General features: G+C 63.8%; 19 protein-coding genes. 6 read left to right on the top strand and 13 right to left on the bottom strand.

The annotated features are described in order from the left end of the window. The first annotated feature begins 3 nt into the window (after window positions 1-3). Window positions 4-549 carry a biotin transporter BioY gene (locus tag BUB53_RS14135; protein WP_073035420.1) on the top strand — a complete coding sequence of 182 codons (546 nt, stop codon included), beginning with the start codon at window positions 4-6 and terminating at the stop codon, window positions 547-549. Here BUB53_RS14135 and BUB53_RS14130 read toward each other — a convergent pair whose 3' ends face one another. The 11 genes from BUB53_RS14130 to BUB53_RS14085 all read right to left on the bottom strand — a co-directional run bounded on the left by BUB53_RS14130 (window position 550) and on the right by BUB53_RS14085 (window position 10,890). After that, entirely contained in the window at window positions 550-873 is a 324-nt protein-coding gene (locus BUB53_RS14130; RefSeq protein WP_073035419.1) for a cupin domain-containing protein, read from the bottom strand. It lies immediately after the preceding gene. Window positions 874-978: 105 nt separating this feature from the next. Next, window positions 979-2,358 carry a sigma-54-dependent transcriptional regulator gene (locus tag BUB53_RS14125; protein WP_073035418.1) on the bottom strand — a complete coding sequence of 460 codons (1,380 nt, stop codon included), beginning with the start codon at window positions 2,356-2,358 and terminating at the stop codon, window positions 979-981. After that, window positions 2,355-2,492: a hypothetical protein gene (locus tag BUB53_RS22995; protein ID WP_188745007.1), complete on the bottom strand. Its 138-nt coding sequence runs from the start codon at window positions 2,490-2,492 to the stop codon at window positions 2,355-2,357. Before BUB53_RS22995 ends, BUB53_RS14125 begins: the two co-directional genes overlap by 4 nt. Before the next feature lies 1 nt (window position 2,493). Beyond that, complete coding sequence (locus tag BUB53_RS14120) at window positions 2,494-3,813, bottom strand: c-type cytochrome (protein WP_073035417.1); 1,320 nt, start codon at window positions 3,811-3,813, stop codon at window positions 2,494-2,496. Window positions 3,814-3,816: 3 nt separating this feature from the next. After that, window positions 3,817-5,031 carry a formate dehydrogenase subunit gamma gene (locus BUB53_RS14115; protein WP_073035416.1) on the bottom strand — a complete coding sequence of 405 codons (1,215 nt, stop codon included), beginning with the start codon at window positions 5,029-5,031 and terminating at the stop codon, window positions 3,817-3,819. Window positions 5,032-5,143: 112 nt separating this feature from the next. Further along, window positions 5,144-5,737 (bottom strand): formate dehydrogenase FDH3 subunit beta, encoded by a 594-nt coding sequence (gene fdh3B / locus BUB53_RS14110; protein WP_073035415.1) that lies wholly within the window; start codon window positions 5,735-5,737, stop codon window positions 5,144-5,146. A gap of 12 nt (window positions 5,738-5,749) precedes the next feature. Further along, window positions 5,750-8,737: a formate dehydrogenase subunit alpha gene (locus tag BUB53_RS14105; RefSeq protein WP_073035414.1), complete on the bottom strand. Its 2,988-nt coding sequence runs from the start codon at window positions 8,735-8,737 to the stop codon at window positions 5,750-5,752. Window positions 8,738-8,856: 119 nt separating this feature from the next. After that, on the bottom strand, window positions 8,857-9,048 hold the full coding sequence (locus tag BUB53_RS14100; protein WP_073035413.1) for a ubiquinol-cytochrome c reductase iron-sulfur subunit N-terminal domain-containing protein: 192 nt from the start codon (window positions 9,046-9,048) through the stop codon (window positions 8,857-8,859). A gap of 56 nt (window positions 9,049-9,104) precedes the next feature. Continuing rightward, complete coding sequence (locus tag BUB53_RS14095; protein ID WP_073035412.1) at window positions 9,105-9,734, bottom strand: TorD/DmsD family molecular chaperone; 630 nt, start codon at window positions 9,732-9,734, stop codon at window positions 9,105-9,107. After that, window positions 9,731-10,354 (bottom strand): DUF3306 domain-containing protein, encoded by a 624-nt coding sequence (locus tag BUB53_RS14090; protein WP_073035411.1) that lies wholly within the window; start codon window positions 10,352-10,354, stop codon window positions 9,731-9,733. The genes BUB53_RS14095 and BUB53_RS14090 overlap by 4 nt, the downstream gene beginning before the upstream one ends. Next, the gene (locus tag BUB53_RS14085; RefSeq protein ID WP_073035410.1) at window positions 10,351-10,890 is read right to left on the bottom strand and encodes a DUF3305 domain-containing protein; all 540 of its coding nucleotides are present in this window, start codon (window positions 10,888-10,890) and stop codon (window positions 10,351-10,353) included. The genes BUB53_RS14090 and BUB53_RS14085 overlap by 4 nt, the downstream gene beginning before the upstream one ends. 378 nt (window positions 10,891-11,268) lie before the next feature. Here BUB53_RS14085 and BUB53_RS14080 point away from each other — a divergent pair, with 378 nt between their 5' ends. Then, complete coding sequence (locus BUB53_RS14080; RefSeq protein ID WP_073035409.1) at window positions 11,269-13,227, top strand: 4Fe-4S binding protein; 1,959 nt, start codon at window positions 11,269-11,271, stop codon at window positions 13,225-13,227. Here the strand turns inward: BUB53_RS14080 and BUB53_RS14075 are convergent. Further along, window positions 13,221-13,976, bottom strand: a complete 756-nt coding sequence (locus tag BUB53_RS14075) for a c-type cytochrome (RefSeq protein WP_229709555.1) — start codon at window positions 13,974-13,976, stop codon at window positions 13,221-13,223. The two genes, BUB53_RS14080 and BUB53_RS14075, sit on opposite strands and share 7 nt — an antisense overlap. Before the next feature lie 60 nt (window positions 13,977-14,036). Here BUB53_RS14075 and BUB53_RS14070 point away from each other — a divergent pair, with 60 nt between their 5' ends. Genes BUB53_RS14070 through BUB53_RS14055 form a run of 4 tightly spaced genes read left to right on the top strand, consistent with a single transcriptional unit; the run spans window position 14,037 to window position 16,490 of the window. Then, entirely contained in the window at window positions 14,037-14,240 is a 204-nt protein-coding gene (locus tag BUB53_RS14070) for a DUF6494 family protein (protein ID WP_073035408.1), read from the top strand. Between the two features lie 2 nt (window positions 14,241-14,242). Next, a complete protein-coding gene (gene apbC / locus BUB53_RS14065) occupies window positions 14,243-15,307 on the top strand; it encodes an iron-sulfur cluster carrier protein ApbC (RefSeq protein ID WP_073035467.1) in 1,065 nt (354 codons plus the stop codon). After that, the gene (locus BUB53_RS14060) at window positions 15,304-16,011 is read left to right on the top strand and encodes a biotin/lipoate--protein ligase family protein (protein ID WP_073035407.1); all 708 of its coding nucleotides are present in this window, start codon (window positions 15,304-15,306) and stop codon (window positions 16,009-16,011) included. The genes apbC and BUB53_RS14060 overlap by 4 nt, the downstream gene beginning before the upstream one ends. After that, window positions 16,008-16,490, top strand: coding sequence for a DUF6505 family protein (locus BUB53_RS14055; protein ID WP_073035406.1), 483 nt, complete (start codon window positions 16,008-16,010; stop codon window positions 16,488-16,490). The genes BUB53_RS14060 and BUB53_RS14055 overlap by 4 nt, the downstream gene beginning before the upstream one ends. Before the next feature lie 39 nt (window positions 16,491-16,529). Here the strand turns inward: BUB53_RS14055 and BUB53_RS14050 are convergent, their stop codons facing one another. Further along, the gene (locus BUB53_RS14050; protein WP_073035405.1) at window positions 16,530-17,954 is read right to left on the bottom strand and encodes an FAD-binding oxidoreductase; all 1,425 of its coding nucleotides are present in this window, start codon (window positions 17,952-17,954) and stop codon (window positions 16,530-16,532) included. Window positions 17,955-17,975: the final 21 nt, after the last annotated feature.

Below are 17,975 nucleotides of genomic sequence, written 5' to 3'. Positions count from 1 at the left end.
CCCATGGAACGTCAAATCACCCTAATCGCCCTGTTCGCCGCGCTGATCGCGGTGCTGGGGCTGGTGCCGAAATTCACGCTTGCCTCGGGCATCCCGATCACCGCGCAGGGCATGGGCATCATGCTGTGCGGCACGGTTCTGGGCGCGCGGCGCGGGGCGCTGGCCGTTTTGCTGTTCCTCGGGCTTGTGGCGCTTGGCCTGCCCCTGCTGGCCGGTGGGCGCGGGGGTTTGGGCGTGTTCGCCGGGCCGACCGTGGGTTTCCTGATCGGCTGGCCCATCGCCGCCTTCGTGACCGGCTGGATCACCGGGCAGATGCGCAACACGCCGGTTTTCCTTGCCGCACTGATCGCGTCGATCATTGGCGGCATTCTGGTGCCGTATATTCCCGGCATCCTCGGCATGACCGCGATGCTGGACATGAGCCTGACGCAGGCCACCGTTTCGATGGCGCCGTTCATCCCCGGTGACCTGATCAAGGCCGGTCTTGCCGCCGCGCTGACCGCGTCGCTTTACAAGGCGCGTCCGGCCAGCGTGCTGTCGCGCGCCTGATCAGCCCTGATCCAGGAGGTCGAGATCGAGCCCCTGCTTGAACTCGACCTCGACAAAGGCCATCGGCGCATCGCCGCCGTTGATCACGTTATGCTCGACACCCGTGGGCCGGTGATAGGTCCGGCCCGGCGGCAGCAGCACCTCGTTCACCGTACCATCGGGCATTTCCAGCTTCATGTTGCATTCGCTCAGGGCGACGATCACGTAGTCGAATCCATGCACATGCCAGCCGGTTTCGGCGCCGGGGGTGAAATCGAACCGGGTGATGCGATGCGCTTCGGTATCGGTGAGGGTTTGCGGCTGTGCTTCGGGGCGGGCGGTCATCGGAAAATCCTTTCGTGATCTCATCGATCGGCAGCCTAGGATCAGCCCCTGTGAATTGCCAGAGCTATCCTGCGGAGACGGCCCCTATCCGGGTACTCAGGCAGGTCAGATGCCCCAGGCGGCGCATTTTCGATCCACCGTCTTGCGCGATACGCCCAGACGGCGGGCAGCCTCGGCACGGTTGCCGTGACAGGCATCCAGAACGTTCAGGATATGGCGCTGTTCGACCAGTTCCAGCGTTTCGATGGCTTCGGCCCCGGTCACTTCGCCCGCGCCGGAAAATTCGGTCGGAAATTCGCCCAGGATCACCGAGCGCTCGATCAGGTTGCGCAATTCGCGCACATTGCCGGGCCAGTCGTAGCGGCTGAGCTTGAGCAGCACCTCTTCGTTCAGATCCAGTGCGGGCAGGCCAAGGGTGCGGGAAAATTCGCTCATGAAGACGGCGGCCAGTTCGACGATGTCTTCCGAGCGGTCCTTGAGCGCGGGCATCGCGATATTGAGCACGTTGATCCGGTGGAACAGGTCGGCACGAAAGCGGCCCTCTGCCACGGCCTGTTCGAGATCGGCATTGGTCGCGAACAGAAAACGCAGGTTCAGCGGGATCTCGCGTTCGGCCCCGGCGGGGCGGATGCGGTGATCCTCCAGCACGCGCAGCAGGGTGGCCTGCACCTGATCGGGCAGTTGCGCGATCTCGTCCAGAAACAGGGTGCCGCCCTCGGCATGCAGCAACAGCCCGTCCTTGCGTCGCTCGCCGCCTTCGATCTCGCCGAACAGTTCCTCGGCGATGTGATCGGGCGATATGGTTGCGCAATTAACCGCGACAAAGGGGTTTTCAGCCCGGTCCGACAGCCCGTGCAGGGTGCGCGCGGCGATTTCCTTGCCCGTGCCGCTGGCGCCGGTGAACAGGACCGAGGTCGGCAGCGGCGCGACCCGGTTCAGCATATCGCGGATTTCGGCGATGGCGGGCGATTTGCCCATCAGCCGCCCGCGTGCGGTGGTGCCGCTTTCGCTGAGCGCGTGTTTCAGAAGGTAGTTCTCGCGCCGCAGGTATTTGCGGTCCAGCGTGCGGGCCACGGCATTCAGGATCTGGTTGGCGCGAAACGGTTTCAGCACAAAATCGGCCACACCCGCGCGCAGCGCCTGAATGACGGTGTCCAGATCGGCATAGGCGGTGATCAGGATGGTTTCGGCAAAGAAGCCCACGCGGCGCTGTTCGCCCAGCCAGTCGAGCCCGGTGGTGCCCGGCATGATGTTGTCGAGAATGACCAGATCGAAATGCGCCCGGTCCAGAATATCGCTGGCCTCGGCGGCGGAACGGGCCTGTTCCACCCGTTTGCAGCGGGGTGTCAGGGTTTTGGTCAGGAAGTTGCGCATGCCCGGTTCGTCATCGACCACGAGGATCGAGGCGGCGGCCAGCGTTTCGCCGTAATCGTCCTTGCCCGCCTGCGTGGCGGGTTTGTCCTGAGCGGGCGTTTTATGGGTCATTCGGGCGCGTCACCCAAACGAACGGATTCGCCTGCCAGACGGTCCTGACTGGAAAACCCGATTTCGCCGAGGATGTAATATGCGGCAATCGAGATCACCACGGTGGCCGCAAAGGCCGTATACATCGCTTTCATCTCAGTTCTCCTTTTGTGGCGCCGTGGCCCGGCGCAGATATGCGATCAGGTCCTGCCGGTCGCCCGGCGCGGTGATCCGTTGCATCGGCATTCTGGACCCCGGAATATAGTGATCCGGGCCGATATCGAACAGGGCGTCGATGGTGTCGTCGGACCAGACGATATCGGACCCGGTCAGAATTTCCGAATAGGGATAGCCCGGCACGCTGCCCGCCTTGCGCCCGAAAAGGCCATAGAGCGACGGCCCCGCCTTGCGCGAGGGCGGCGGGGTGAGCGCATGGCAGATCGAACATTTGCGCATGAACTGCCTTTCGCCATTGGGCATGTCTTCGGGATCGCGCAGGAAGCTGCGTTGCTCCCCGCCCGCCGGGTCGAATTCATCGAGCAGTGCGATGGGCCAGGAATAGACGATATCCTCGATCCCGCCGGCAAGGATATTCCGGCCGTTGGCCGAGAAATCCAGCGCCCAGACCGGGCCGCGGCGCATGGCGCGGAAATCGCGCAGGATGCGCCATTGATCGGTATCGATGATCATGATGTAGCCATGCCCGTCGCCCACCGCCAGTCGATGGGTTTCCGGGTGATGGGCCAGCGCAAGGATCGGGCGGCGATCCAGCGAGAAATCCGCCAGTTGATCGCCGGTTTGGGTGTCGATCACGCGGGTGACGCCATCGACCGCGCCATAGGCCAGCCAGGCATCCTCCGGTCCCGAAACGATACGGTTCACGCCAAAGCCCTGATCGGTCAGGATGCGGCTGCCGTCATTGGTCATGTCCCAGATGCGGATCGTACCGTCGGCGGAGGCCGAGTAGAGCCGCGCGCCATCGGCGCTGAAGGCCACGGCGTTGACCCCGGCCTCGTGCCCGGACAGGAACCGCGCCGTTTCAGCGGCATCGCCGAAGAGGGGCCAGAGCCCGATGGTTCCGTCCCAACTGGCCGAGGCCAGCCACGCGCCGTCGGGCGATTGCGCCAGATCGACGATCTTGCCCTTGTGCCCTGTCAGATGCGTGGAGCCCCCCGCCGCACGATCCCACAGGATCACGGTGAAGTCGTCCCCCGCCGAGGCGAGGCGATCCGCCCCCAGAAACAGCACGGTGTTGACCGCCGCGTCATGCCCTTCCAGCCACAGGGGCAGGCGGCCCTGCCACAGCCCGACAGAGTTGTCGAAACTGGCGCTCGCCACCTGCCCCGTCGCATCGTTCACCGTCACGCCCATGATCGGGCCGCCATGACCCTTGAGCGTGGTGAACTCCTGCGCGGCGGCCCATGCCGGGGCGAGCGCGACACAACAGAGACTGAGACGATACAGCAACTTGCGCATCGGTTATTCCGCGGGCGTGGCCGCCTTGCCTTTGTCCGGGGCCTGCCCTTTTTCCTGCAACTCCTCCAGCCACAGGCCGTGGTGTTCACGCGCCCATTGTTCTTCGACCTCGCCCGTGCCCATGGCGTCGAACGCGCCTTCCATGCCGACCGAACCGATATAGATATGCGCCAGAATGATACCCATCAGGACAAAGGCCACGATCGCGTGCCAGAGCTGAGCCAGTTGCATTTCTTCCTGCGGAGCCAGATCGGTGGGCAACACGCCAAAGCCCAGCGCCTGCGGCAGGCCGGTATCGTTCAGGATCGAGAAGGTCTTGGCAAACAGCGGCAATTCGAAGGGAAACAGCAGCGACAGCCCCGATACCGAGATCGACACGCCCAGCACGATCACCGACCAGAAGATCAGTTTCTGACCGGCATTGAATTTTTTGGCCGGCGGATGCACGCCCTTGGTGAAAATCCCACCGCCCACAGCCAGCCATTTCAGGTCGATCCTGTTGGGGATGTTGTGCAGAACCCACATGAAGAACACCATGACCAGCCCGATCATGAAGGCCCAGGAAATGTTGTTGTGCACCCATTTGGAGCCCACGGCGATGGCCGAGAACGCGTCATGCCCGAAGGCGGGAATCAGGAACTTGCGCCCCATGAGCGAGATCAGCCCGGTGATCCCCAGAAGCACGAAAGAGCCTCCCATCAGCCAGTGGGCAAAGCGTTCGATGAACTGGAAGCGGGTGACGGTGCGGCCCGTCTTTTCGCCGTCGATACGAATGCGGCCCCGGATCAGGTAGAACAGCGTCAGAAGACCCAACACCGCGACAAGGCCCCAGCCACCATAGGTGATCAGCGGCCCCTGACGAAATTGCAGCCAGGCCATGCCGCCGTCCTGCACCAGCACCTTGGCGGTATCGCCGCCGGCGGACACTTTGACATTGGCCTCGTTGAACCGCAAATCGCGCCAGACGTCGGCGTCCGATGCGCCGCCAAGCGGCCCCAGCCCCGGTGCGTAGCTTTCCGGTGCGGGACTGCTATCTGCACTGTTGTGGCGATAGCTGTTGTCGACCTTCTCGCCGCGTTGGCGGGCGAGGATGTCTTCCAGCGTGGTTGCACCACCCGTGGCGGAGCGGTCGGTTCGAGGGGCCTCCGGGGCCTCTTGCGCGGTGACGGGGGCCGCCAGCAGCAGAGACAGGATCAGCGTGTACAGAAGACGGGTCATGACGATCTGTCCAGTATATCAGGTGAATGGCGATACGGTCGGGCGGCGCACTGGCCGCCCGACCGCATGTCACAAAGCAGGGAAACGCCGCAGCGTTTCCATCGCCGGAAGGTCAGCCGCCCTTTTGCTCATAGGCGGTTCCCCAGCCCCAGGCCCCGCTGCCGAAGCCGCGGGCCACGACGCGTTCGCGGTAGATGGCCGACACCACGTCGCCATCGCCCGCCAGGAGCGCCTTGGTCGAACACATCTCGGCGCAGAGGGGCAGTTTGCCCTCGGCGATCCGGTTGCGTCCGTATTTCTGGAACTCGGCCTGACTGTTGTTTTCTTCGGGCCCACCGGCGCAGAAGGTACATTTGTCCATCTTGCCACGGCTGCCGAAGTTGCCTGCCTGAGGATATTGCGGCGCGCCGAAGGGGCACGCGTAGAAGCAATAACCACAGCCGATGCAGAGGTCCTTGGAGTGCAGAACCACCCCGTCCTCGGTCTGATAGAAGCAGTCCACAGGGCAGACCGCCATACAGGGTGCATCGGAACAGTGCATGCAGGCGACCGAGATCGACCGCTCACCGGGTTTGCCATCTTCGATGGTCACGACCCGGCGCCGGTTGATCCCCCAGGGCACCTCATGCTCGTTCTTACAGGCGGTGACACAGGCGTTGCATTCGATGCAGCGTTCGGCGTCACAGAGGAATTTAGCTCTAGCCATATCCGTTTCTCCTTATGCTGCGCTAATTTTGCAGAGAGTCGCCTTGGTCTCCTGCATCTGCGTGACCGAGTCATAGCCATAGGTCTGGGCGGTGTTGGTGGATTCCCCCAGAACATAGGGGTCGGCCCCGTCGGGATACTTGTCCCTCAGGTCCGCGCCCTGGAAATGGCCGCCGAAGTGGAAGGGCATGAAGGCAACGCCCTCGCCCACCCGTTCGGTGACCATGGCCATGACCTTGACCTTGCCGCCCTCGGGCCCTTCGACCCAGACCTGCGCGCCGTCACGAACCCCAAGGTTGTTGGCATCCCTCGGGTTGATTTCGACGAACATGTCCTGTTGCAGTTCGGCCAGCCACGGGTTCGACCGGGTTTCATCCCCGCCGCCCTCGTATTCCACCAGACGCCCCGATGTCAGGATGATCGGGTAATCCTTGGAGAAATCGTTCTTCTGGATGGACGCGTAAAGCGTCGGCACCCGCCAGAAATGCCGATCCTCGTAGGTTGGGTAATCCGCCACCAGATCTCGCCGGTTGGTATAGAGCGGCTCGCGATGCACCGGCACAGGATCGGGGAAGGTCCACACGACCGCCCGCGCCTTGGCATTGCCGAAGGGCGCACAACCATGTGCAATGGCCACGCGCTGGATACCCCCCGAAACGTCGGTCTTCCAGTTCACGCCGCCGACCTTCTCGGCATAGTCGCTGGGCACCGTGCCGGTCTGCGATGTCTCTCCGACCTCCTGCGTGCCTTCGCCCGCATCTTCAGGCGCCTGATAGCCGGCGACCCGCTCGATCACAGCACGCTCCTCGGGGGTCAGGTCGCCGTCCCAGCCAAGGTCCATCAGCATCTGCATCGTGAATTCGGGATACCCATCCTGAATTTCCGATCCGACACTATAGACCCCGTCCGCCAGCAGGTTGTCGCCATCTCGCTCCACGCCGAAACGCGCGCGGAAGGTCAGGCCGCCATCGGCAACCGGCATCGACATGTCATAGAGGTTGGCGGTGCCTGGATGCTTCATGTCGGCAGTCCCCCAGCAGGGCCACGGCAACCCGTAGAAATCGCCATCCGCCGGGCCACCGACAGCACGAAGGGTCGTCCGGTCAAATGTATGCTGGTTCGCCATGTGCAGTTTGAGGCGCTCGGGCGACTGGCCGGTATAGCCCACCGTCCACATGCCGCGGTTGAACTCGCGCGTCAGGTCTTCGACGTTTGGCTCATCCTCGCCATCCATGCCGATATTGCGGAAAATGCGATCGGCAAATCCGAACTTCTTCGCGAATTTCGCCAGGATGACGTGGTCGGGCAGGCTTTCGAAAAGCGGCTCGACAATCTGTTCCCGCCACTGCAACGACCGGTTCGAAGCGGTTACCGATCCTCGCGTCTCGAACTGGGTCGAGGCGGGCAGCAGATAGACACCATCGGTGCGGTCATGCAACACCGCCGAGACCGTAGGATACGGATCCACCACGACGAGCATGTCGAGCTTTTCCATCGCCCCCTTCATCTCGACCAGGCGAGTCTGAGAATTCGGCGCATGGCCCCAAAGTACCATGGCCCGGGTGTTGTCGGGCTGTTCGAGGTTGTTCTTGTCCTCGAGCACACCGTCGATCCAGCGGCTGACGGGGATGCCCGTGAGGTTCATCATGGCCTTGTTTTTGCCATCGGCGCCCTTCATCGTCGCGAACCGGCCCTTGAGCCAATCCAAGTCCTCTTCCCAGACCCGTGCCCAATGGGCCCAGGAGCCGGCCGAAAGGCCGTAGTAACCCGGCAATGTGTCGGCAAGAACACCCAGGTCCGTTGCGCCCTGCACGTTGTCATGGCCGCGGAAGATGTTGGTGCCGCCACCCGGCCTGCCCATGTTGCCAAGAGCCAGTTGCAGGATGCAGTAGGCGCGGGTGTTGTTGTTGCCGTTGGTGTGCTGCGTTCCGCCCATACACCAGATCAAGGTACCGGGGCGGTTGTTGGCCAGGGTAAGTGCGACGCGGCGCAGTTGCGAACCGGGCGTGCCGGTGACGCGCTCGACCTCTTCGGGCGTCCACTTGGCCACTTCCTCGCGGATCTGGTCCATGCCCCAGACACGGGTGCGGATGAACTCCTTGTCTTCCCAGCCGTTCTCGAAGATGTGCCACAGGATGCCCCAGATCAGCGCCACGTCAGTGCCGGGACGGAAGCGCACGTATTCATCGGCATGTGCCGCCGTGCGGGTAAAGCGCGGGTCGCAGACGATGAGCGGGGCGTTGTTCTGTTCCTTGGCCTTCAGGACATGCAGCAGCGAGACCGGGTGCGCCTCGGCCGGATTGCCGCCGATAATGAAAATCGCCTTGGACTTGTGGATGTCGTTGTAGGAGTTGGTCATGGCGCCGTAGCCCCATGTGTTGGCAACGCCCGCAACCGTGGTCGAGTGACAGATCCGGGCCTGGTGATCCACGTTGTTCGTGCCCCAGTAGGCGGCGAACTTGCGGAACAGATAGGCCTGTTCATTGCTGTGCTTGGCCGATCCCAGCCAGTACACGCTGTCGGGGCCGCTTTCGTCGCGGATCGACAGCATCTGGTCGCCGATCTCGTCGATGGCCTGTTCCCAGCTGATGCGTTTCCACTCACCGCCCTCTTTCTTCATCGGGTACTTCAGACGGCGTTCGCCATGAGCGTGTTCGCGCACCGACGCGCCCTTGGCGCAGTGCGACCCCAGATTGAACGGGCTGTCCCAGCCGGGCTCCTGCCCGATCCAGACGCCGTCCTGAACCTCGGCCATGACAGTGCAGCCGACGGAACAATGCGTGCAGACCGATTTCACGGTGTCGACCGCGCCTTGTGCGGCAGAGGCCGCGCTGGCCCTGGTCACGGTGCCGCCAGTGGCACCGATGGCAGCCAGGCCACCGATGGCCAGACCGCTGCCGCGCAGGAAGGCGCGGCGGTCGACGGATTTCCCGGCGACCTCAGACAGGATACTTGCCCGCTGGGGGCGTCTCGCAACCCCGTTGGTCTTTTTCCTAAGCATGTTTTCATCTCCTCCCGAGCTGAGCCCCGGATCAGGGCCTGCTGGGTACTAAGGTTATCCGCTGAACAGTCGGGCCGATTGCAACCGGTCGTCAGCGGGTCGGGTGACTTCGTCCGGTATCAGAACCGGGCGGAATCGAAGTATGCGCGCGTGTGCGCGGTGTCCTGCATCCGTTCGGATGACAGATCGGGCTGGGCCGCTTCGGCCTGCCCGCCGGTCGCTGCCGTCACGACCGCAACCGCGGGCGCGCCGGTGGCGGCCAGTTTGAGAAAATCGCGGCGGCTGGTGCCGTCCTCAACTTTCTTCGACATGAGAGTCCTCCTCTCTGGTTGGTAGCGGATCGAAGAAACCCGCCGGATCATGCGGATTACCCCGCGCTCATTCGGAAACCTTCGGCCTCGATCTCCATGAACACCCGGCCGACAGCGCCGACCGAGGCATAGAGAACCGAGTTCCTCGCGGCCTCCAAATCCGTGAAAAAATGCCCGGCCCAGGGGCCGATATGCTTGTTGAAAAACGTCTTCTGATCCGACAGCGTGGCCGGAGTACCGAAGCGCCCGGTGATCAACCCGGCCATCATCTCCATCAGCGATGCGATGTTATCCTCGGGCTCATAGACATTTTCGGCCCGCGTCATGCTGCGCGCGGCCATGTCCCGGCGCAGCGCCGCGAGTGGCTTTTCATTCAGAAAGCCCGTCAGGTAATAACTGGCATAGGGGAGCAATTCACCCCGCCCCAGACCGATGAACAGCGCGTTGAACTCTCGCTCGACGGCGGGGGCTTTGGTGTGTTGTGCGATCCGCGACAGCGCACCGATGGCCGTGCCGAGATCGGTTTCGTCCCCGGACAGCCTTGCGGTCTGGTCCAGCAAGCCCTGATTGGGCGGCGCCGCCAGCAGAACGCCCAGAAAATCGTAAAGATCGGCGCGCAGCCGGTCCTCTTCCGCGATATCGTTGGTCACGGTCGGTCGCTCCATCGCTGCCTCTTGTCCGGTCATGTATACGCCTCCTGCGGGTCCTCGAAGGCAAATCGCATGCGCCGCCGGGGCGGCGTATGCGACGGGTCATCCTCGGGGGACGATGGCACCTGCGCCATGGGTTTCGCGGCAGTCTCGGGTTCGGACTCCGGTGTCGGCTCGACAAGCAGTTCCGTCTCCGCCAGTTCCGGCTCCTGCGGCACGGGTTCGGCCTGCGGGGGATCGCCATCTTCGGCAACCTGCTGCGCCAGTTCCTCGACATGGCTCAGCATGCCCTTGCCCACCTGGTAGACTGTTTGCAGGTTTTCGATCACCATCGCCTTGTCGGTGAAATCCTCCCCGTAATCCAGCAACCCATCGAGATTGGCCAGCGCCGGATTGCTCACCCACAAGCGCCGCAAGGCACGGCGGCGGAGACGGTCGGGCACGGCCCTGGCCAGGAACGCCTTGAAATCGTCGCCGGGTTGCAAGCTGTCGGGATCGGGCAGACCCAGTTCTTCCAGAATGTCCTCGTCGGATTTCCCGGCCAGTTCGGCGTCGCGCAACGCCATTTCGTGCGCCTCCTGCGCACGGGCATCGGCCTGTTCCTCTTCGACCACCCTCGCCTTGCGGCGGGACCAGAAATCGCCAGCGTGGGTCAATTTATCCTCTCCTTGCGCATTTGCGGCGCCTGATAGACATCGCCCGCCTTGCGGATGCGCGGATCGCCGACACTCAGTTCCACCTTGTCGGTGCGCACCTTGTCACGGCGGCGTTTCTTGAATTCCTCTTCGACGTGATGCTTTTCGATGAAGGCATGCACCCAGGCGATCAGCGCCTCGGACATCGGAACCTTCTCGATGATCTCTTCGCCGCTGTCGGCATAATCCTGCGCTTCGTAGGGCGAGGCCGTGACCAACAGCACCTCAAGCGGCGGACCACCCGGCGCATCGCTCTGACGCAAAATGACATAGATCGCCGGGATACGGGCCGCCAACCCGTGAACATACGATTCCGTGTCCGCACCATGCAGTTCCAGCGTGGGCGTGGCGGCGTGATATTCCACCACATCGCCATCGCTGCGCAGCACACGCCAATCGGCCTGCGCCGCACCGGGCAGTACGGCAACGGCCTTCCACGCCCATTTTGCCCACCGGGTCACACCCGGCGTGCGTCGGAGCACTACGCCAAGAGGCATACTGTCATATCGGGCGGGATTGTGCACCTAGCCGATCCTCCCCAGTTTCGGTCATTCGAGATTGGTACAACTTCCGAACCGGTCAAAGTAAATTCTGCATTCAACGGTCGACAATCGGATCGCAGGGTCAGTTTGACCGGCGCTTTGCCGGGCAATCCGCCGCATTGGACAAAAAGTCCGGATCGGTCGATTTGCGCGGCTGGACGATTCATGCAGGATCACGCCCGAAAACAGAATCGATGACGCGGGTGCCCGGCGTCGTGTGTGATCGGAAGCGCGGTAAATCTTGTTTACCACGGCTCCGAATCATGCCTACTCTTGGGCCGATACGCCGCGACAAACCGGCATGAACTCACTGATCCCATACCAGAAGGCACCATGGCTAAGCGATTGATTCTCTGTAATTGTTCTGGAACCCAAGAGCTTGACTCCGAGGCCATCGAAAGAACAACCGGGCAGACGTGCTCGCAGGTGCATTCCAACCTCTGCACGACCCAACTGGACCGCGCCGCCGAGGAAATCGCTGCCGGTGACGCAGTGATTTGTTGCCGTCAGGAGCAGCGGGTTTTCGAGGAGCTGGCCGCCGAAACCGAGGCCCCGGAGCCGGCGTTTACCGATCTGCGCGACAGGGCGGGATGGTCCGACGACTCCCGTCCGAAACTACCCAAAATGGCCGCACTGATGGCCGAGGCGACACTGACCGCGCCCCCGGAAAAGACCGTTGACGTGATATCCGAGGGCTTGTGCCTGATCATTGGGGAGTCGGGTGTGGCGCTCGATGCTGCGCAAAAACTGGCCCCTATGTTGGGGGTCACCGTCTTGTTGACCGACGACACCGACCCGCCGGACACCCGTGACTTCGATGTGATCCGCGGACGGCTGAACCGGGCCGAAGGTGCACTCGGACAGTTCCGCTTGCGCATCGACGCGCTGCAACAGGTGAACCCCGCCGGACGGGGGGCGCTGACATGGTCCGCACCGCGCGATGGCGGGCAGAGCGAATGCGATGTTATTCTGGACCTGACCGGCGGCACGCCTTTGTTTCCCGCCCCGCAGAAACGCGAAGGATATCTGCGCGCCGATCCCCGCAGTATCGGGGCGGTGGCCGATGCCGTGCTGGAAGCCTCGCAACTGATCGGGACGTTCGAGAAACCCCTTTACGTGGCGATGGAGCCGCTGATCTGCGCCCATTCCCGCGCCGGAAAACCCGGTTGCACGAGGTGCCTCGATATTTGCCCCACCGGCGCAATCAGCCCCGCAGGCGAGCATGTGAGCATCGATCCGATGATCTGCGCCGGCTGCGGCTCCTGTGCCGCGCTTTGCCCTTCGGGGGCGATCACCTACGACGCACCGCCACCCGACATGACCTTCCGGCGCATCCATACGCTGGCGTCTGCGTATCGCAAGGCCGGGGGCGATGCCCCTCGCCTGCTGGTCTGCGACCGTGACCACGGTGCCGAAATGATCCGGCTTGGCGCGCGATACGGGCGGGGCTTGCCTGCGGATGTGATCCCGCTCGAGGTGGATGTGGTCTCGGGGTTCGGCCATGCCGAGATGCTGGCCGCGCTGGCCTCGGGGTTTGCCGACGTGACGATCCTGCTGTCGCCGACCACCGAGCGCGATGCGCTGGATCGGGAGGTGCCACTGGCCCGCGCCATTGCCGGGGAAAGCAGAATCGCCCTGCTGGACGTGGCCGATCCCGACGCCCTGTGCGAGGCGCTATATGCGCCCGTGGACGTGCCCGCACCGGTCGGACAGCCGGTCCTGCCCATGGGCAGCCGCCGACAGGTTGCCCGGCTCGCAGCCAGGGCCCTGAACGCCCCCGACAGTATCCTGCCCCTGCCCTCTGGCGCGCCGTATGGAGCCGTAGAGGTAAACACCGACGCCTGCACCTTGTGCCTGTCCTGCGTGTCGCTGTGCCCGTCGGGGGCATTGGTGGACAATCCCGACATGCCGCAGCTTCGGTTTCAGGAAGACGCCTGCCTGCAATGCGGGCTGTGCGCCAATGTCTGCCCGGAGAATGCCATCGGCTACGAGCCGCGCCTCAACCTGCGCGACGAGGCGCTGACGCAAACGGTTTTGAACGAGGAAGAACCGTTCGCCTGCATCGAATGCGGTGCGCTGTTCGGCGTGAAATCGACCGTCGAGCGGATCACCGAGAAACTGGCGGGCAAACATGCCATGTTCGCCAATGAAAACGCCGCGCGTATGATCCAGATGTGCGACGATTGCCGGGTCAAGGCGCAATTCCATTCAAAGGACAACCCATTCGCCGGGGGCGAGCGCCCGCAGGTACGCACGACCGACGATTATTTCAGCAAGCGCCGGGATCACTGATGCCGGATCGGCGCGCCCAGATCGGCGGGTTCCAGAGCCGCCACATAGGCAAGGATTGCCTGAAGGTCATCCAGCGTCATTTCCACGGGGATCATCGGCGGCGGACGTTCCTCGTGAAAGGGTGGTGTCACATCGGCCACCTGCGTAAACGCCGGATGCGGGTTGAGCGCGTAAAAGCTCTGGAACCGGCTGTCCCAGTCCTTGAGCGCACGCAGAACGAAAAACGACGGGGTCGAGCCGATATCGCCCATCTTCTTGTCTTGCCTGACCACATGGCAACGCCCGCACAGCGTGTCGGACAGTGCTTTCCCGCGCGCGACATCACCATCAAAGCTGATCTCGGCAACCTCCGCATCGGTGGGTTTGGGCGGGCCGAACGGGGCCGCGCCATTCACCTCGAAACCGGCAACGGTGCGCTGACCGACCTCCGAGGTCAGCCAGTCGGCAAAACGCGCCGCTCCCTCGCTGGACCGGGCGAGGACCGTCATGCGCCATGTCGCCTGCGGGCCGGTGAACACCACGCGCCCCGCACCGTCGGGCGACAAGGACACATCTGCCCCGGCGGGGTCGGCAACCAGTTCGATCCGCACACCGGTCTTGAGCGAAAAGCGCGGCAGCACATATTTGAAAAGGCCACTGTCCTGCAATGCCTGCGGTGCGGCGAGCGTTACATCTTGCGCCGCGCCGATGCGTGGCGCACAGAGCACCACAATGGCGGCAAGGCAGGTCATGGTAACGAAACGGCGCATGGTTCAAGGGTAGAAACCCCACCGGCCCTGCGTCAATGATCTTGGAAAGGACCACGACAAATGAGCGACGATCTCAGCGATTTCAACATGTCCATGCGCAAGTTCCTCAAACAGGTTGGCGTTACCTCGCAACAGGCGATCGAAGAGGGCCTGCGCAATGCCGGCGATCTCGAGGGGCGCGAATTCAAGGCCAAAGTCGTCCTGACCGTCGACGGGCTGGACATCGAACATGAAGTGACCGGCACGATCAAGGGGCAAGGGTGACCGTGGCATTGACTAGGGAAAGCGTTCTCGAGGCGCTGAAAGGCATCGCCGATCCGGTGCGCGGCGGCGATATCGTTGCCTCCGGCGCGATGCGTGGTTTGAACGTGGAGGGCAGTACGGTTCGGTTCGTTCTGGAGATCGACCCGGCCAAGGCCGAAGCCTATGAACCGGCCCGAGCCAGTGCCGAAGCAGCTGTCAAGGCGCTGGAGGGCGTTGCCGAGGTGTCGGCGGTCCTGACAGCACATTCCGCCAAGGCTCCGCCCGACCTCAAACCGCAGCGCAAGGCCGAGCCCCAGGGCCCGCAGCCGGTGCCGGGCGTCAAGCACATCATCGCGATTGCCAGCGGCAAGGGCGGCGTCGGTAAATCCACCGTCTCGGCCAACCTGGCCTGTGCTCTGGCCGCCGAGGGGCGGCGCGTGGGCCTGCTGGACGCCGATGTGTACGGTCCCAGCCAGCCCAGGATGCTGGGTGTCTCGGGCCGCCCCGCCAGCCCGGACGGCAAGACCATCCTGCCGATGCGCAACCACGGCGTCACCATGATGTCCATCGGGTTGATGTCGAACGAGGGTCAGGCCGTGGTCTGGCGTGGCCCGATGTTGATGGGCGCGCTGCAACAGATGCTGATGCAGGTGCAATGGGGCGCGCTCGACGTGCTGCTGGTCGATCTGCCGCCCGGCACGGGCGATGTGCAAATGACCCTGTCACAAAAGGCGGTGGTGGATGGCGCGATTATCGTTTCGACACCGCAGGACGTGGCGCTTCTGGATGCGCGCAAGGGGATCGACATGTTCAACCAGCTCAAGGTGCCGATCCTGGGCATGATCGAGAACATGTCCACGCATATCTGCTCGAACTGCGGGCACGAGGAACACGTGTTCGGCCATGGCGGCGTCAAGGCGGAATGCGACAAGCTGGGCGTGCCGCTGCTGGCCGAAGTGCCGCTGCATATCGACATCCGTACGGCCTCGGACGGTGGTGCACCCATCGTGGTGTCGAACCCCGACGCGCCGCAGGCACAGGCCTTTCGCGACATCGCCAAGGCACTGGTGGCGCAGGGGGTGGCATGAGCGATCCGGCCTTTCCGCCTTTGATGTCGGGCCACCCGGTGGACGCCGGGATCAACCCGTTCGAAAAGGCCTGCGCCATGGCCGCGCTTGGCTGCGACGCGGGACTGATCGTTTACAACGTGGCCGCCAACCGACTGGCCGCGGCATTGGTCATGGCCCCCGAGGTACCGCTGGAACAGGCGATGGCCATGCTGCCTGCCTGTGGTATCGGGTTCCAGAACGCTCTTGGCGCGCTTGGCCCACCCGAGGTCGCCGTGCATCTGGAATGGGGCGGCGGGCTGCGCATCAATGGCGCCGCCTGTGGCCGGTTGCGCACGATGGCAGGAACATCGGATGCGCAGGCCATGCCCGGATGGCTGGTGGTGGGGTTGGAACTGCCGTTGTTGTCGGCGGGTGGCCAGCCGGGGGAACGCCCGGACGAAACCGCGCTCTATGAAGAGGGCTGTGCCGATGTGAATGCCACCGCCCTGCTGGAAGCCTGGGCGCGGCACACGCTGCACTGGATCACCCGGTGGGAGATTGACGGCCCACGCCCACTACATGCCGAATGGCGCGGACTGGCCCATGACATGGGCGAAGACATCACCCGGAACGGCCAAAGCGGCACGTTTTTGGGCGTTGACGAGAATTTCGGGATGCTGCTGCGGGACGGGAACGAGACAAAACTGATCCCGCTCAGCACGGTATTGGAGCAGACAGCATGAAACTGGCCCGCGCGATCCATTTCGACGAAAGCGACATGCGGGTCTATGCCAGCCCCGCGCGCACCGGGGAGTGGTGCATCTCGGGCGGGTTCGAGTTTTCCAACTGGTCCGAGGCCGACCTGACCGGCAAGCCGCGTCAGGCGTTTGCCAACGGCTGGCTGGGTGTGGAAACCTTTGGCCGGGTCACCTTCGTGGCGGTCACGCAGATCGAAGACGACGAACGCGCCGCTCTGGCACAGGCACTGGCGCAGCATTTCGTCGATATCTACGGCGCGCCGGACGTGAACACGGCCCTGCCGGTGGCCGAGGCCGAGCTCGCCCATATGTGCGAGCTGTGCGAGGACCATGCCCCGAACACCCTTCTGACCGTCGCCCGCGAACTGACCGAGGCAGGCGTGCGCGAAAGTTTCCGCGTGATCGAGGCGCAGGAGGCCGGGCTGGAGCAATTCGCCATTCATGGCGATCTGGACGATATCTAGGACAGTGGAGCGCGTTTGCGGTAAACGGGGGCCGGAGCGTTATGAACCGGACCTGCGCAAGACCGCGCCGGGGTTCATGACGCCCATCGGGTCCAGCGCCGACTTGATCGCGCGCATGGCCGACAGTTTGACCGGATCGCCATAGCGTTCCAGATCGTCGACCTTGAGCCGCCCGATCCCGTGTTCGGCACTGACCGAGCCGCCCATCCGGTCGACCAGATCGTGCACCGCGCGTTTGATTGCGTCGTGATCCTTCACATGGTCGTCCCGGCTGCGCCCTTTGGCCGGAAACACGTTGTAATGCAGGTTTCCATCGCCAAGATGACCGAAACAGTTGATGCGGAACGTGCCGAGCCCGGCAAGTATCCTGGCTCCCTTTTCGATGAAATCGGGGATCGCGCCCAAGGGCACCGAGATGTCGTGCGAACTGATCGAACCGATCCGGCGGTTTGCCTCGGGGATCTGTTCACGCACCTCCCAGAACGCGTGCCGCTGCGCCTCGTTCTGGGCGATCATGCCGTCTCTGACCAGTCCGGCCTCGAAGGCCTCGGCAAACAGGGTTTCCAGCGCTTCGGCCGGATCGAGCCCGCGCGCCAGCCCCACGTCGATCAGCACGAACCATTCGGGGGGGATATCGAATGGCTGGCGCAGGTCGGGCAATGCTTCGGACAGGAAATCCAGCCCCATGCGGTGCATCAGTTCGAACGCGCTCACGCCTTCGCCCATGTGATCGCGCGCCATCGCCAGAAGTTTCAGCGCCGCTGCGGGACTGTCCACCGCCATGAGCGCCGTGCCTTCCCCGGCGGGGCGCGGCACCAGCCGCAGGGTGGCGGCTGTGATGACACCAAGCGTGCCCTCGGCTCCGATCAGAAGGTCGCGCAGATCGTACCCGGTATTGTCCTTGCGCAGCCGTTTCAGCCCATGCCAGATGCGCCCGTCCGGCAGGACGGCCTCGAGCCCCAGACAGAGTTCGCGCGCATTGCCATAGCGCAGCACGTTGACCCCGCCCGCGTTGGTCGACAGCAGCCCACCGATCCGCGCACTGCCCTTGGACGCGATACTGAGCGGATAGAGCCGGTTCACAGCCTCGGCGGCATCGTGCACGTCCTGAAGAATAGCCCCCGCCTCGACGATCATCAGGTTTTCGTCGGGATAGACTGCGCGCACTTCTGTCATCCTCTCGAGGCTGAGCACGACAGGCGCAGGCCCCTCGGCACAGATCTGCCCACCCACCAGCCCCGTACCGCCGCCATAGGGCACGACGGCCACGCGCGCCGCCAGTGACTCGCGGATGACGGTGGCGACCTGTTCGACGCTGTCCGGCGCAACGACGATCCCGGCCTGCCCGGCCCAACGGCCGCGCGGCTCTTCCAGGTAATGCGGTGCCGTTTCGCGCAAGGCGGCGGCAGGCAGGGCCGCGCGGAGGCGGTCGATGAACTCGGGCGTCACAGGGGTCAGGTCCATGCCCAAGTGCTAGCATGCCCT

The organism is Roseovarius pacificus, assembly GCF_900142665.1.
GTDB classification, from domain to species: domain Bacteria; phylum Pseudomonadota; class Alphaproteobacteria; order Rhodobacterales; family Rhodobacteraceae; genus Roseovarius; species Roseovarius pacificus.
The sequence above is the reverse complement of the archived record's forward strand: the minus strand, read 5'-3'. Positions and strand labels throughout refer to the sequence as shown.

Bases quoted from the DNA above. Each gene is read 5' to 3' on its own strand.
- BUB53_RS14135 (WP_073035420.1), top strand. From the start codon at position 4: ATGGAACGTCAAATCACCCTAATCGCCCTGTTCGCCGCGCTGATCGCG.
- BUB53_RS14130 (WP_073035419.1), bottom strand. From the start codon at position 873: ATGACCGCCCGCCCCGAAGCACAGCCGCAAACCCTCACCGATACCGAA.
- BUB53_RS14125 (WP_073035418.1), bottom strand. From the start codon at position 2,358: ATGACCCATAAAACGCCCGCTCAGGACAAACCCGCCACGCAGGCGGGC.
- BUB53_RS22995 (WP_188745007.1), bottom strand. From the start codon at position 2,492: ATGAAAGCGATGTATACGGCCTTTGCGGCCACCGTGGTGATCTCGATT.
- BUB53_RS14120 (WP_073035417.1), bottom strand. From the start codon at position 3,813: ATGCGCAAGTTGCTGTATCGTCTCAGTCTCTGTTGTGTCGCGCTCGCC.
- BUB53_RS14115 (WP_073035416.1), bottom strand. From the start codon at position 5,031: ATGACCCGTCTTCTGTACACGCTGATCCTGTCTCTGCTGCTGGCGGCC.
- fdh3B (WP_073035415.1), bottom strand. From the start codon at position 5,737: ATGGCTAGAGCTAAATTCCTCTGTGACGCCGAACGCTGCATCGAATGC.
- BUB53_RS14105 (WP_073035414.1), bottom strand. From the start codon at position 8,737: ATGCTTAGGAAAAAGACCAACGGGGTTGCGAGACGCCCCCAGCGGGCA.
- BUB53_RS14100 (WP_073035413.1), bottom strand. From the start codon at position 9,048: ATGTCGAAGAAAGTTGAGGACGGCACCAGCCGCCGCGATTTTCTCAAA.
- BUB53_RS14095 (WP_073035412.1), bottom strand. From the start codon at position 9,734: ATGACCGGACAAGAGGCAGCGATGGAGCGACCGACCGTGACCAACGAT.
- BUB53_RS14085 (WP_073035410.1), bottom strand. From the start codon at position 10,890: ATGCCTCTTGGCGTAGTGCTCCGACGCACGCCGGGTGTGACCCGGTGG.
- BUB53_RS14080 (WP_073035409.1), top strand. From the start codon at position 11,269: ATGGCTAAGCGATTGATTCTCTGTAATTGTTCTGGAACCCAAGAGCTT.
- BUB53_RS14075 (WP_229709555.1), bottom strand. From the start codon at position 13,976: ATGCGCCGTTTCGTTACCATGACCTGCCTTGCCGCCATTGTGGTGCTC.
- BUB53_RS14070 (WP_073035408.1), top strand. From the start codon at position 14,037: ATGAGCGACGATCTCAGCGATTTCAACATGTCCATGCGCAAGTTCCTC.
- BUB53_RS14060 (WP_073035407.1), top strand. From the start codon at position 15,304: ATGAGCGATCCGGCCTTTCCGCCTTTGATGTCGGGCCACCCGGTGGAC.
- BUB53_RS14055 (WP_073035406.1), top strand. From the start codon at position 16,008: ATGAAACTGGCCCGCGCGATCCATTTCGACGAAAGCGACATGCGGGTC.
- BUB53_RS14050 (WP_073035405.1), bottom strand. From the start codon at position 17,954: ATGGACCTGACCCCTGTGACGCCCGAGTTCATCGACCGCCTCCGCGCG.